The sequence below is a fragment of the Pseudomonas sp. KBN12P06040 genome, from assembly GCF_037574965.1.
Taxonomy (GTDB): domain Bacteria; phylum Pseudomonadota; class Gammaproteobacteria; order Pseudomonadales; family Pseudomonadaceae; genus Pseudomonas; species Pseudomonas aeruginosa.
In genome coordinates, this window is sequence record NZ_JBBELS010000001.1 from 4,505,823 (window position 1) to 4,518,906 (window position 13,084).

The window sequence follows — 13,084 nt, forward strand, 5'->3', positions numbered from 1 at the left end:
CCTACAGCCGCTTCTCCATAACGATGGTGCGCTCCGCCCCATGAAACTCGTCGCGGATTTTCTGATAACCCAATGCGGTATAAAACCTTTCAGCTGTAATCGACGATGGCACACGTACAGCTCCAACTCCTGCGCTGACAGCAGTTGTATGAATGACATCCATCAAATGCCGCCCGATACCGCCTTTCTGGTGAGCTGGGTCAACGAAAACACTTCTGACGACGTCACAGTCGAGACCGGCAGTGCCAATAATGTTTTCGCCCAATAAGTCTACGAAGACCCTACGCTTCGTAAGCTGTGTGGTGATGGCTTCAGGAGAAAAGCTCTGCTCAACCTGAGCGATCACATCAGGCGGATAGTCCTGTGAATTTGACTCACGCAGGGCGGCTATAACTACGCGGCTTATCGCTGCTGCATCTCTGCTCGTGGCGGGACGAACGTGGCATTCCATGCTGAGACCTCAATCCTAAAGGATTACAGCTTAGCGCATCGCAATGTGCCTTCCCCGGACGCTTACGAACATCGACACCGCACAGTCGAAGGGCATTACAGCGACCCCGACCCTCGTCATCCGGGACAACCAGACAGGACGAAGCGTGAAGCTTGAAGGCATGGCCGACGAGACCACGTTGCTGTCGGCGATAGACTGGCTAGCCAAGGATCTCTAGCGTCGCGCCAAGAGACTCTTGGCTAAGAAATCGGCGAGGATTCCAACATCCCTCTTTTGGGCCTCCAGGATGCCCTGCACTTCACCTGGCAGAACCTCGACCTCCTCCCCATCCACAATCTTTACCATTCTCTTGCGGCCGGAGCTGGTGAGGCTAAGCCTCAACTCCATCGCCGGCCGGGCATTGATGTAAATGCTCTCGAGCAAGCGTTCCATGACTTCGACCACCCCTTAATATCAGTTAGCCATCTCCATACAGGGATTATGCCCTCTAGGGCATGAGGGAGTCACCCCTAACGCTGCAAGCAGCAGTTCTGGATACGGACGGGCTGATGGTTTCCTGCTGCCCCATCGCAAGCGATCCTGTCTGCTGTCTATTCCTTCCTCGAACCGGTACAAGCCCGCACCTCTTCATCACTTCCCCAAATGGGCCACCACGCCCCCTGGCTATCGGCTTACTCTTGGTACTACTCACTAGCGTGTGCCTGCCCTAACCAAGACTACAAAACGATAGGCGGTTCATCTTTCCTCATAACTTGAGGTTACTATTGAGTCTCATCCAACCCTCAGGGTTAAGGAGATTGGAATGCTTATTAAAATTCTTCGAATTATATTCTTGTTGCCTATAGTTGGTTTGGCACAGCAGGCTGCTGCCTCCCCGCCCGCAGAGTCACACTCGGATGAACAATCTGAATCTTCGTGTATCGATGTCCAAGTCAATGGAGCACGTAGCCTGTCTTATAACTGCATGGCTCAGCAAATGACTCCACCCAAAGAGGATCTTCGGCGTCGGAACCCTACCTTGAACTCCACATTAGCGTCTGAACGCGCCACTCGCCTGCCACCCACACAGACAGGACTTTTTACCAGCCTTCATCAACGTGCCATATCGAACTCGAAAGACTAGCCCTCAGCCAAACGACTTCCAGCCTATGCAGGGCACTCTATAGAGTGCCCTGCAGCACATTCGCAAGCTGAACACCTTGAAATGAAATCCTACTAAGGCGCATCCTTAGTTCAAAACCACATTTATTATTCCTGACACATTCTGGACCTCACCATACACTGCCCGCCCATCACGATAACTGTAGCTCATTATCACTGGAATCGTTGTTTTGAATGCAGTGCAACTGTAGTTTACAACAACAGATCCGCCATATGGCTCAACACCCAATTGAATGTCGGTCGGGCCGACCCATGACACATTACACCCTTGAGATGAATTCCCGGGTGTATTGTAACCAACACATCGTAGATCTGATGTTCCCCTGCTAACACCGTCTGGATAGAAATTGGCATAACGTGGAGCATAAAGATTTGCCCGGCAAGATGTTGTAAATTTCCTATTTCCGCTGGCAGAAACAGTGACCGTTCCTGGTGAAGGCATTGCCGAAATGATCATCCTTTGCAGAGGAGGGAGTGTAGGCGCTCTTTGACTCGACTTCATATTACTTGGAAGAATCGAACAAACTACAATATCTTCAACATCCACACCCTTTGAGACTTCCCCCAGACTTGTTATTTCAACTCCACCCTGCGCCCGACATATCTCACTTCCATCATTTGAGCCCTCATCAGCACACGCGAAATTGCTAGCCACCAAAAGCACAGCCGACATAACAAGTGATTTTTTCATTTTCAAAAAGACCTCTCCAGGCTAAAAATTATTCACTCAGTGAATACCCAGCTCATTGGGCGGCTTTCTTATCAGCTTCTCTGATTCAAGAACACGACCTTCAATTGGATCGCAGTTCAGCAGATTCAACCTCACACTCCCCTCTTCATTATCATTAACTCCGGATAGCTTTTGCTCTCTCTCAAAGCAGTGCTGCCCAATCTCATCCGATCCACCTCCACCACCGACACACCCATAGATGAGAGCAATTAAAGAAAATAGAGAGAAGTACCTATATCCGACCCAACCACCCATCTTCATACCGCAAGAAAAATACAACATTTGCGTCACACCTTTGTAATTCTCAAGAGTTACCCTTCACCTAGAAAAACCCTACCCCCAATTTCGCTTCAGTTCTGTTTCAGAAGACAACAACTATCTAATTTACTAGTAGGAATCTCAGCGCAGCCTTCCTGCCTCTTAGCAACAAAAATAACTGTTTCGGCAGCGACTGCTCAGTCCGCGCAAACACCTGAATACAAGATGGCTTGGAAGCTCACTTCTACCTTATGAGTTACTAGGCTCCCTCCTCTGCACCATGCGCTAACAACTCGCCTTTACAGCGGTAAAAAATACTCCGGCGACGTAGTGATGATTTCCTGCTGCTCTATCCCAAGCGATCCTGTCTCCTGTCTGTACCTTTCTAGAACCGGTACTGTAGTGGTCAACCCATCCCGGACAGTGGGTTGAGTTTTTCTTCGGCCACCGCAGGTGGTAACCCGTCGTTGAATTGATGCGGCCTGATCCAGTTGTAGCGGTGCATCAAGTAATGACTGATGTCCCGTTGGGCCTCCTGCGCCGTCAGGTAACCCGTTGACGGGACCCACTCCGACTTCAGACTGCGGAACAGGCGCTCCATCGGCGAGTTATCCCAGCAATTCCCCCGACGGCTCATGCTCTGCTGCATCCGATAGCGCCAGAGCCGTTGCCGAAACAGGCGGCTGGCGTACTGGCTGCCCTGGTCTGAATGGAACAGCACCTGCTGTGGCCTGCCGCGCTGTTCGTAGGCCATGTCCAGGGCCTTGATCACCAGTTCGGCATCCGGCTTGGCCGAGAACGCCCAGCCGATCACCCGCCGGGTATGCAGATCCAGCACCGCGGCCAGGTAGTGCCAACGGCCTTGCGCCCAGACGTAGGTGATGTCGCCACACCACACCTGATTGGGATGCTCGGTCGCGAATTTGCGGTTCAGCCGATTCGGGATATCCGGCCGCTCAACAGTGGCCTGTTTGTAGGCGTGCGAGCCCGGTTGCTTGCTGACCAGGCCCAGCTCACGCATCAACCGACGCACTCGGAAACGGCCGATGGTCACGCCCTCTTCGCGCAGCATGCCCAGAATGCTGCGGCTGCCGGCCGAGCCCCGACTCTGGCTGAACAACTGGTTGACTTGGCTGCGTAGCGCCACGCGGCAAGCATCGACACGCCGCCGTCGAAGACGGTGGACGTAGTAGCAAGACCGCGCCACATCGAAAGCTGAACAGACCACTTCCACCGACTCCTGCTCACTCAACTGGTCTATCAGCGCGTACGATCGAGTTCGTCCGACATCAAGAGAGCGGTAGCCTTTTTTAATATCGCTTTCTCCCGCTCCAACCGGTTGATCCGGGCTTCCAGCTCCTGGATCTTTTGCTGCTCAGGCGTCAACGCCTTGCTCTTCGGGGTCACACCCTGGCGCTCCGCCTCGAGCTGCTTCACCCAACGGCGCAAGGCCGAATCCACCACCCCCAGCGAACGGCAGGCGTCGATATGGCTGTAGCCTTGGTCCAACACCAGGGCCGCGGCCTCTCGTTTGAACTCGGCGGAAAACGTACGTCGTTGCTTGCTCATCAGACACCTCTCTCACGGCGAGGATTCTCGCCTAAATCGGTGTCCGGGATCAGTAGACCACTACAGAGCAGCTGTAGCAGGAGCAAATGGCCCAAAGGGGAAATGGGCTTGAAGGGCGAAGGGAATGGTTCACAAGGGTAAAAGCCCTACCCGAAAGGGCCTGCCGGAAGGCAGAAATGGCTGCGTTCGCCCTGGCGAACGCACTGAAAAGGCTATAGGTTCATGCCCCCACAGACGTCATCCTATGGTGGGTTACTACTTTGACGTCGAGAACGATCACAATTTCACATAGGGGCGCAATCGGCCAGGATTTTAAGTCTTTTCCCAAAAAAGTCTGTCCAGAGGTATGTCGACGAATCGGAGTCAACCGGCAAAACCGCCTTCCTGAAGAAAGCGCTCCTCTTCTTGGGTCGAGACCCGACCCAGGATCGCGTTCCTGTGCGGAAATCGACCAAAACGCCGAATGATGTCGCAATGTCCTTCGGCATGCGCCAACCAGGGTTGACCCAATTGCTTGTTCAACCGTATCGACAGCGCTTGGTCGGCCAGATCCTCGGAATGGGCGAATGGTAGGCAGAAGAACACGCGCAACGGCGCGTCGACGTGGGGCATGTGTCCAGCCTCCAGGGCCTGGAGAGCAAAATGTCGAGCTATTGGATCAGTGGCATACATCCGTGCGGAACCGCGAAAAGCATTGCGGGGGAACTGGTCGGTCAGCAATAGCAATCCCAGCGCGCCCAGTGGCGTTTCGATCCAGTCATCGTGATGCCGGTCCACAACGGCCAGGTGCAGATTGAGGAAACGCCGTCGGAAGGCTCGATCAAACGAGGCCTGCTTGGCGAACCATAGACCTTGGTCTCCAGCCCGTCGCCAGAAGTCTATCAACTCAATACCTGCGGGATTCATGATGCACTCCGGTTGCCATGGATCAGGCTGCGCCCAGCGTAGATTCCCTGCGCCGTTTCCAGGGCGAAGCGCTCGGCGTCACAACGCCGCACGTCGTCCATGATCTGACGGCGCATTTGCTCCGGCGTTCCCATCAGCTCCAGGGCGTGCTCGCTCAATGTCAGCGCCGACTCGAAAGTTTCCCGGACTTGCCAGGTAGCGCCTGCATTAAGCAGTTCGATGGCGTGCTCCCGGTCGAACGAACGAGCCAGCACTGGGACCTGCGAGAAGCTGGTATGAACCAATTCGGCAATCTTCAGGCTAGCCTCGCGATCATCAACGGCGACGATGATCAGCCGTGCGTTCGCCGCTCCCGCAACCTGGAGAATATCCAGGCGAGCTCCGTCACCGTAGTGCACCTTGAAGCCAAAGTCGCCGGCATCGCGGATGGCATCGGGATCAGTCTCAATGATCGAAATCGAACAGCCATGGCTGAGCAATGGCTGGCTGACAATTTGCCCAAACCGCCCAAAACCGATCAGCAGCACGCTGGCACTGAGGTTGTCCGGGGGCTCGACGCCCTCTAGCGATGGCGAAACCTTGGGCATCAAGCGGTCATGGGCCATCACTAGGATCGGAGTAAGGGCCATGGACAGGATGATGGTCGCCGTCAGGATGGCATTGCCGTGCCGATCGATCAGCCCCACCGCCATGGCGGCGGCGTACAGCACGAAAGCGAATTCTCCGCCCTGGGCCATCAAAACCGCCCGCTCCAGCGCCTCGCGGTTGCCGGCCCCCATCAGCCGGGCAACCAGGAAGATGCCAAGCATTTTCAACAACATGTAGGCCAGCACGGACACCGCAATCAGCCGCCAGTTACCCGCCACGATGCCGGCATCAAGCGACATGCCCACGCCAAGGAAGAACAACCCCAACAGAATGCCGCGAAACGGCTCGACATCGGCCTCCAACTGGTGGCGAAATGACGATTCAGACAGCAATACCCCGGCCAAGAACGCGCCCATGGCCATGGATAACCCGCCCCACTGCATGAGCAATGCCGCCCCTAGCACGACGAACAGGGCTGCCGCGGTCATTACTTCACGAGCCTTCGCCTTACCCAGCACGCGGAACAGCGGATCAAGCAGGTAGCGCCCCGCCACCAACAGGCCAACAATGGCCCCCACCCCAGTGGCGACTTCGATCCAGCGACCGCCCTGGCTGACCTGCCCGCCTCCCGGCGCGAGAAAGGCGACCAGCGCCAGGAGCGGAACGATGGCTAGATCTTCGAGCAGCAGGACGGCCACGATCCGCCGCCCCTTGGGCTGCCCCAACAGACGACGCTCCTGCAGCATCTGCATGACGATCGCCGTGGAGGTAAGCACGAAGCCTGTGCCGGCGACGAAGCTTTGCGCAGTCGGATAGCCGAGCAGCAGCCCGACGCAGGTGAGCAGCCCGATACAGACCAGAACCTGTGCAAAGCCAAGTCCAAAGATATCCCCGCGAATCGACAGTAGGCGCGACGGTTGCATCTCCAGGCCGATGATGAAGAGGAACATCACCACCCCCAGCTCCGCGACCTGTAGGATCGAATGGGTGTCGTCAAAAAAGCCCAGGCCGAATGGCCCGATAACTACCCCGGCCGCCAGATAGCCCAGGACTGAACCCAGCCCCAGACGTTTGAACAGAGGTACGGCGATCACCGCAGCTCCCAACAGCACGACCACGGGTAGCAGGTCGAACCCCTGATGGACCGCCGTTTCGGCGGTCTGTGAAACGGATTCGCCGGTCATAACACTCCACCCTAACATTAGCGTACCGCACTCATGGGCACGCCGGTCGCAAGACAAGACCGCTTCCCCATGGGGAAGCGGCCTCCGTTCGCTCACTTGGTGGTGTAACCGCCGTTCACCAGAATCGTCTGCCCGGTCATCCACCACCCTTCGGACACCATGAAGCGAATGTATGGAACGATGTCCTCGATGTCGGTCAAGCCCGTGCGCGAATATTTCGACAGCGCCGCGGCCGTCTTGTGGTACGCCACCGCATCGGCACCCTCCTCTGGATAGAAGAACGGTGTATCCATCGGACCTGGGCCGATCGCGGTGACTGAGATACCCCGCTCACCCAACTCTTTGGACGCTGCCCGCACGAAATGCTCCACTGGAGCCTTGGTGCCCGCATACGCGGCGTAGTATGGGGTATAAGCCCCCAGCAAGGCGGTAACCAGCATGCAGATCTTGCCGTTATCATTAAGGTGCTTGCCGGCCTCCTTGAGGAAGAAGAATGCCGACTTGGCGTTGACATCGCTCATCTGGTCGTACTCAGCTTCGCTAATGTCAACGATTGGTTTCTTGAGTACCTTGCCCACCGTGTTAATGGCAATGTCGGGACGGCCGATGGCGTCAACCACATCGGCGAACAGCTTTTCCATGGCCCCGGCACGGGTTAGGTCTGCCTGGAACGCCACCGCCTGGGCACCCGCAGCCTTGATCGCGGCGATCGTAGCATCGGCCTCGGCCTTTGTTGAATCACTGTTGTAGTGGATGGCGACGGCCTTCGCGCCGTGAGCGGCAAGATCGCGTGCGATGAGGCCACCGAGGTTCTTGGCGCCGCCGGCGATGATGACGATCTTGCCCTTTATGCTGTGGTCGGTCATGGTATTTCTCCTGTTGCGGAGCTTGGCTTCGGAGTGTGCAGGGTGATTGAAGGTCACACGTTGATACGAGGCTTGAGCAGATCCTGGAGACCAATCGTGCGGAACATCTCGCGACGGATCCGATCGCCGACCCGAAATACTTCCTCTGCGCCATCCTGCGCTGGGTCGACGTACACCCTGTACGGCCGTTTGCCGAAAGGCGCATCGACGATCTCGGTGATGGCCACCGCGACGGACGAGGCGTCGGCATCTTCCGGCTCCTGTGCTGCCAGCCCCTCGAGGGACTTAACCGCCACATCGGCATATGGACCCGTATCGTAGGCCGCCTTAACCGCCGCGTCGGCAGGACTGCCGGCATGGGCGAAATGATTGGTGCCTTTGGTAAACGCGCCGGGCACCACGATCGAGGTCTCGATGCCCCAGCGTGAAACCTCGCAAGCATAGGAAACGGCGAGGGAATCCATCGCTGCCTTAGCGGCGAAGTATGGCGCCAGGAACGGCGGCGTACCGCCACGAGCCGAGGACGACGACACCCATACCAGCAGCCCGCGCCCCTGCTTGCGCATATAAGGCAAGGCCGCGCGGTTCACGCGCTGGGTCGACAGCACATTGATGTCGTAAAGTTGCGCGTACTGTTCCGGGGTAAAGGCTTCGGCGGGACCGAACACCATATGCCCCGCGTTGTGGACGATTACATCGAGCCGGCCATTGTCCGCGACGACCTTGTCGATGCCGGCCTGCACAGATGCTTGCGATTGCACGTCGAGCTCGACGGTGCGCAAATCGACGCCGTGCGTTTGTGCATAGGCCGCGATTTCGGTCACCCGCGGCGCATTGCGCCCCTGGGTTTCACGCATCGAAGCGTAAACGGTATGGCCCGCTTGGGCCAGTCGCTGGGCACTGAGCAGTCCGAAGCCGCTCGATGCGCCGGTTACCAGAACGATCTGTTTCATGAAATAGCTCCTTCTATTCAGTGTTGCCGCTCAGCATAGGCCGCCATTGGCTCGCACGACCTGTCCGTTAACCCAGCCCCCTTGCGGACCAGCGAGGAACGCGACCACCTCAGCGATATCCCCGGGTTCACCAAGGCGCTCCAGCGGCGCGACTCGGGACATGCGTTCGATCAGTTCCGGGCTTTTACCGTCAAGAAACAGCGCGGTGGCCACAGGCCCTGGCGCCACCGCATTGACAGTGATGCCGCGCCCTCGCATTTCCTGGGCGAGTACCTGAGTCAACCCCTCCACGGCCGCCTTGGTGGCGATATAGACGCCGTAGGTGGGGCTACGCATCCCGATCACGCTGGATGAGAAGTTGATAATCCGGCCACCGTCGCGCAGACGTCGCGCGGCTTCACGGCAGACATTGAAGGTGCCCTTGAAGTTGATGGCCACCGTGCGATCGAACAGTTGGTCGTCGCTGTCGGCAACGCTGGCCAGTTGCATCACGCCGGCACAGTTGACGACCACGTCGATACCCTGGAACGCTCTCTCAACTTCTTCAAACATCACTCCAACCGCCACGGGATCTGCCACATCAGCCTGAAGGGCCAGAGCCTGACCACCGGCCGCCTCAATGGAGGCGACCACTGCCGCGGCCGGGCCGGCGCTGCCGGCGTAGTTCACAATTACCCGGAAACCCTCGCCAGCCAGGCGCTGGGCCAGGGCCGCACCGATCCCGCGCGATGAGCCAGTGATCAACGCGACTTTGCTTGTTTCGCTCATGAAAGAAACCTCTTGCTGGGTCAGTGTCGTGCAGGCACCAGAGGGCGGACCGCCCCCTCATGGGCCAGCGCCATTTCCGCTACAGTTGATCCCTCGACAACCGTGACGCCCGCGCCTCGCTGCGCCGGGCCTGTCAGTACATCGAACGTTTACAGCATGACGTTGATGACCTTCTTCTCCACGTAGCTGTACAGCTCCTCAATGCCCTCTTCCCTGTCCACGCCGCTGTTCTTGAAACCGCCCCAGGGCACGCCGAGAAAATGGGTGTTGCTGCCGTTGATGAAGACGCTTCCAGCCCGCACCCGGCGGGCAGTATCGAATGCCTGTTGAATATCCTGGGTCCAGATGGCGGCGGACAGTCCATACTCAGTGTCGTTAGCCATGGCGATAACTTGCTCAAAGTCGCGCCATTTGCTGACAGACAGTACCGGCCCAAAGACTTCCTCGCGCCATAGGCGCATGCCGGGGAGAACGTCGGCATAAACAGTCGGTTCGACCCAGAAGCCCTTGGCGAAGGCCGCGCCTGGCGGGCGGCGGCCGCCGGTCATCAGGCGAGCCCCCTGGGTCTGCGCCGGGTCAAGGAAGCTCATCACATGAGCATAGCTCTTGGCTGAGTTGATCGGCCCCATGCCCGTATCCGGGGCCATAGGGTCGCCCACTTTTATCGCAGCCACCTTCTCGACGACGCGCTGCAGCAGGGCTTCGTAGATCGATTCGTGGACCAGCAGCCGCGAATTGGAGCCGCAGGATTGCCCCTGCCAGGAGAAGTTCATCCCGCGTACCGCACTGTCGGCCGCGGCATCGAGATCAGCGTCGGGGAACACGATCATCGGGTTCTTGCCGCCCAGTTCCAGGGTCACGTGCTTAATCCCAACCTGCGCGGCGCTGCGCTGGATCGCCATGCCAGTCGGTACCGAGCCGATCAGCGCGATGCGCTTGACCTCGGGGTGACGCACCAACGCATCGCCAACCTCTTGGCCAGTGCCGTTGACGATGTTGAATACCCCGGGCGGCAACACTTCCCGCGCGATCTCTCCCAGCAGCAGCACTGACAACGGCGAAGTTTCCGGAGGCTTGACCACAACAGTGTTGCCGGTCACCAGTGCCGAGGCGGTGCGCGCAGCAGAGAACATTGCCGGGTGGTTGAACGCGGCGATACGGCCGACCACGCCATACGGCTCGTGAACCGTCATGTGGAGATGTCTGCCAGTGGCGGGAATCGTTTCGCCGTGCAGCCCGTGTATCAGACCCGCATAGTAACGCAGGCTACGCACGGTCTCGTGCATACTGGCCAGGGTGGGAGAGTAGGTATTGCCCGAATCCAGCACCTCGATCCGAGCCAGCTCCTCGGCACGCGCCTTGATACGCTCGCCGAAGGTGCGCAGTAGTTCGCCTCGCTCCTCACCGGTACGCTCGGCCCAGGCCGGCCACGCGCGGCGAGCAGCATCCACCGCTCGCTCAACATCCCGTCGGGTACCGGCGGGCGCGCGGCCAATGATCTGTTCGTTGGCGGGGTTTATCGAATCCACCCAGCCAGCGCCTTCGCTCTCGACCAGTTCGCCGTCAATCAGCAGGCGCCCTGTGATCAATGAGTCTTGCATGCTCCCATCCTCTCCAGTCGCTCAATGGACATCGGAAGCGTGCAGGCGCTGCACACGCTTCTTCCACAATTCCCATGGCCGGTCGACCTGGGTCTCGATGTTGGCGCAGGCGGTGGCCGCCTCCTCTTCACTTAGGTAGACCACATCGCCCAGGTTTAGCGCCTCGATCTGCATGCGTGCGTTGACCTCGGCATACACGGCCCGGTACACAGCCTGCTTGAGGGTCGGTGCCACCACCGTAGAGCCATGCCCACGCATCAGCACGAATGACGCGTCGCCAAGGCTGCGGGCCAGCGCCGCGCCGAGGGCATTGTTACGCACCAGCAGGTCGGTGGCATCGCCGCCGCTCTCGCGGATCTCGAACACCGGCGCACCCGCCCCTAGGAAGCCGCTCATGTGGCATACCGGTCGCAGCGCAACAGCACGCGAGACACTAAACGGCAGGACTGTAGGTGAATGGCTATGGACAATCGCCTGCACGTCAGGGCGCAGCCGATAAATCTCTGCATGGATAAAACGCTCGAGATAGACCGCCCGCCCGCCGGCATCAACCGGCGCTCCGTCCAGGGTGAACTGGACGATATCCTCGGGGCGCACGGTTCCTGGGGCCATGTTGCGCGCCAGTAGGAATCGTTCGGGATCTTTGTCGTGACGCACGCTGACATGACCGAAGGCATCGACAATGCCCTGATCGAACAGAATATGGTTGGCACGGACCAGATCCTCGACCAACGCAGGATCCGGTGTAATGCCGATATGCCCAGAATCGTTAGCAAACGCTGCGCTGCCATGAGCCTGGCAAGAATGGTTAAGCATGGTAGGCATGTTCCTTGAGTGGTTAGGCGTCAGTGCGAGCCTCCATGACCTGGCTGGCTCGCCATACACACTCGTAGATTAGGAGCGGCCTTACCATATATCCATTAGCTATTCCCACAACCAAACATAGTCAGCCGACTATGAGATTAGGGCACGGAAACCGGCACCGCACGGCTGAGAATGAACTGGACCAATTGAGTCTGGAAAGCTGAGAAGCGCTTGTCTTCGCGGTGCACCAGATAGATCGGTACCTTCATGGACAGATCGGGGCGTGCCAGCACCTGCAGCTCACCACGGGCAATCTCGGCGCGCACCGCTGAGGCGAACATGAAGCTCACGCCGACTTCCTGTCGCACCGCATGCTTCATGGCCTCCGGATGGCCTAGCTCGATGACCACTCGCCGCTGCTCGAAACCCTGTCGACGCAGCAGTGACTCCTCCAATTCTCGACGCGGCATATTGCGTGGCGTGCTGACGAAAGGCATCTGGTGCACATCGAGATCGGCCAGCGGCAAGCTTGCCCATGGGCTGCTCGGCGAGCACACCAACACTAAGTCGTCTTCCCACAACGGCAAGGTGGTTAAGCCATCAAGATCCTGGCCAACAGCTAACAGAATTACCGCAAAATCGCATGTCCCCATACGCGTGGCATCTACGGCGCCCTGCGGGTTGGAGATTTCCACCGTCACCAACCCGTCGGGATGCAGCCGGTGAAAGTCCAGCAGCAGCGGCGGCAACGCATAGGACCCTACCGACATTGACGTCGCCACCACGGCATTGCCCATCTCGCCACTTTCCAGCCCAGCCAACTCGCGTTCCACCTCTCGGGTACGGGTTATGACCTCCGTCGCCCATCGATAAATGCGCTCGCCCGCCTCCGTCAAAGCGATATTGCGGCCCGAACGCCTAACCAAGGCATAGCCCAGCCGTGCCTCCATGCTGCGCACATGGGCAGTGACCACCGGCTGGGCTATGCACAGCCGGTCCGCAGCCCGAGTGACGCTGCCCAACTCCACAACGGTGCAGAACACCTCAAGCTTCTGGAAGGTGAGGTACGAATCAAAACCACGCATGGCCACACTCCTATATCCACTTGGCTATTTGAATAAAGATTAATACGTATTTGAAGGTATGATTTGCATTACCCCATCATCCCCGGAACCAACAACAAGCCTGCCCGACAGGAGACAACAATGGTTCCTCTGACTCCCGCACCTTCCCGGCCATCGGAAC

Annotated in this window: 12 protein-coding genes and 1 pseudogene; 1 reads left to right on the top strand and 12 read right to left on the bottom strand. The window is 58.3% G+C overall.

All coding sequences use genetic code 11. From position 1 onward, the window contains the following. Position 1: 1 nt before the first annotated feature. Positions 2-451: a GNAT family N-acetyltransferase gene (locus tag VQ067_RS21155; RefSeq protein ID WP_071534877.1), complete on the bottom strand. Its 450-nt coding sequence runs from the start codon at positions 449-451 to the stop codon at positions 2-4. A 64-nt stretch (positions 452-515) separates the two neighbouring features. Between VQ067_RS21155 and VQ067_RS21160 the strand changes: the two are divergent. Then, a pseudogene (locus tag VQ067_RS21160) lies at positions 516-668 on the top strand (DsbA family protein); the annotation flags it as partial. Here the strand turns inward: VQ067_RS21160 and VQ067_RS21165 are convergent. From VQ067_RS21165 to VQ067_RS21215, 11 genes are all read right to left on the bottom strand, one after another. After that, entirely contained in the window at positions 665-883 is a 219-nt protein-coding gene (locus VQ067_RS21165; protein WP_003108468.1) for a hypothetical protein, read from the bottom strand. The pseudogene VQ067_RS21160 and the gene VQ067_RS21165 sit on opposite strands and share 4 nt — an antisense overlap. Before the next feature lie 1,456 nt (positions 884-2,339). Continuing rightward, on the bottom strand, positions 2,340-2,624 hold the full coding sequence (locus VQ067_RS21170) for a hypothetical protein (protein ID WP_033990321.1): 285 nt from the start codon (positions 2,622-2,624) through the stop codon (positions 2,340-2,342). 382 nt (positions 2,625-3,006) lie between these two features. Then, positions 3,007-4,169 (bottom strand): IS3 family transposase gene (locus VQ067_RS21175; protein WP_108720486.1). Its coding sequence is split into 2 segments (ribosomal slippage): positions 3,007-3,914 and positions 3,914-4,169, totalling 1,164 coding nucleotides; the frame shifts between segments, so codons are not numbered across the junction. Positions 4,170-4,532: 363 nt separating this feature from the next. Beyond that, a complete protein-coding gene (locus VQ067_RS21180; RefSeq protein ID WP_031636509.1) occupies positions 4,533-5,075 on the bottom strand; it encodes a DUF924 family protein in 543 nt (180 codons plus the stop codon). Beyond that, positions 5,072-6,847 carry a monovalent cation:proton antiporter-2 (CPA2) family protein gene (locus VQ067_RS21185; protein ID WP_052150397.1) on the bottom strand — a complete coding sequence of 592 codons (1,776 nt, stop codon included), beginning with the start codon at positions 6,845-6,847 and terminating at the stop codon, positions 5,072-5,074. Before VQ067_RS21185 ends, VQ067_RS21180 begins: the two co-directional genes overlap by 4 nt. Before the next feature lie 92 nt (positions 6,848-6,939). Then, positions 6,940-7,713, bottom strand: a complete 774-nt coding sequence (locus tag VQ067_RS21190; protein ID WP_031636511.1) for an SDR family oxidoreductase — start codon at positions 7,711-7,713, stop codon at positions 6,940-6,942. Positions 7,714-7,766: 53 nt separating this feature from the next. Further along, positions 7,767-8,666, bottom strand: coding sequence for an SDR family oxidoreductase (locus tag VQ067_RS21195; RefSeq protein WP_023124012.1), 900 nt, complete (start codon positions 8,664-8,666; stop codon positions 7,767-7,769). Positions 8,667-8,696: 30 nt separating this feature from the next. Next, complete coding sequence (locus VQ067_RS21200) at positions 8,697-9,434, bottom strand: SDR family oxidoreductase (RefSeq protein ID WP_023124013.1); 738 nt, start codon at positions 9,432-9,434, stop codon at positions 8,697-8,699. 149 nt (positions 9,435-9,583) lie between these two features. Next, positions 9,584-11,035 (bottom strand): aldehyde dehydrogenase family protein, encoded by a 1,452-nt coding sequence (locus VQ067_RS21205; RefSeq protein ID WP_340080889.1) that lies wholly within the window; start codon positions 11,033-11,035, stop codon positions 9,584-9,586. A gap of 21 nt (positions 11,036-11,056) precedes the next feature. After that, complete coding sequence (locus tag VQ067_RS21210; RefSeq protein ID WP_023124015.1) at positions 11,057-11,851, bottom strand: class II aldolase/adducin family protein; 795 nt, start codon at positions 11,849-11,851, stop codon at positions 11,057-11,059. 146 nt (positions 11,852-11,997) lie between these two features. Further along, entirely contained in the window at positions 11,998-12,924 is a 927-nt protein-coding gene (locus VQ067_RS21215; RefSeq protein ID WP_023124016.1) for a LysR family transcriptional regulator, read from the bottom strand. Between the last annotated feature and the right edge of the window lie 160 nt (positions 12,925-13,084).

What these genes read in the sequence shown, in the direction of transcription:
- VQ067_RS21180 (WP_031636509.1), bottom strand. Translation starts at nt 5,075, where the DNA reads ATGAATCCCGCAGGTATTGAGTTGATAGACTTCTGGCGACGGGCTGGA.
- VQ067_RS21155 (WP_071534877.1), bottom strand. Translation starts at nt 451, where the DNA reads ATGGAATGCCACGTTCGTCCCGCCACGAGCAGAGATGCAGCAGCGATA.
- VQ067_RS21210 (WP_023124015.1), bottom strand. Translation starts at nt 11,851, where the DNA reads ATGCTTAACCATTCTTGCCAGGCTCATGGCAGCGCAGCGTTTGCTAAC.
- VQ067_RS21195 (WP_023124012.1), bottom strand. Translation starts at nt 8,666, where the DNA reads ATGAAACAGATCGTTCTGGTAACCGGCGCATCGAGCGGCTTCGGACTG.
- VQ067_RS21205 (WP_340080889.1), bottom strand. Translation starts at nt 11,035, where the DNA reads ATGCAAGACTCATTGATCACAGGGCGCCTGCTGATTGACGGCGAACTG.
- VQ067_RS21190 (WP_031636511.1), bottom strand. Translation starts at nt 7,713, where the DNA reads ATGACCGACCACAGCATAAAGGGCAAGATCGTCATCATCGCCGGCGGC.
- VQ067_RS21170 (WP_033990321.1), bottom strand. Translation starts at nt 2,624, where the DNA reads ATGTTGTATTTTTCTTGCGGTATGAAGATGGGTGGTTGGGTCGGATAT.
- VQ067_RS21200 (WP_023124013.1), bottom strand. Translation starts at nt 9,434, where the DNA reads ATGAGCGAAACAAGCAAAGTCGCGTTGATCACTGGCTCATCGCGCGGG.
- VQ067_RS21185 (WP_052150397.1), bottom strand. Translation starts at nt 6,847, where the DNA reads ATGACCGGCGAATCCGTTTCACAGACCGCCGAAACGGCGGTCCATCAG.
- VQ067_RS21165 (WP_003108468.1), bottom strand. Translation starts at nt 883, where the DNA reads ATGGAACGCTTGCTCGAGAGCATTTACATCAATGCCCGGCCGGCGATG.
- VQ067_RS21215 (WP_023124016.1), bottom strand. Translation starts at nt 12,924, where the DNA reads ATGCGTGGTTTTGATTCGTACCTCACCTTCCAGAAGCTTGAGGTGTTC.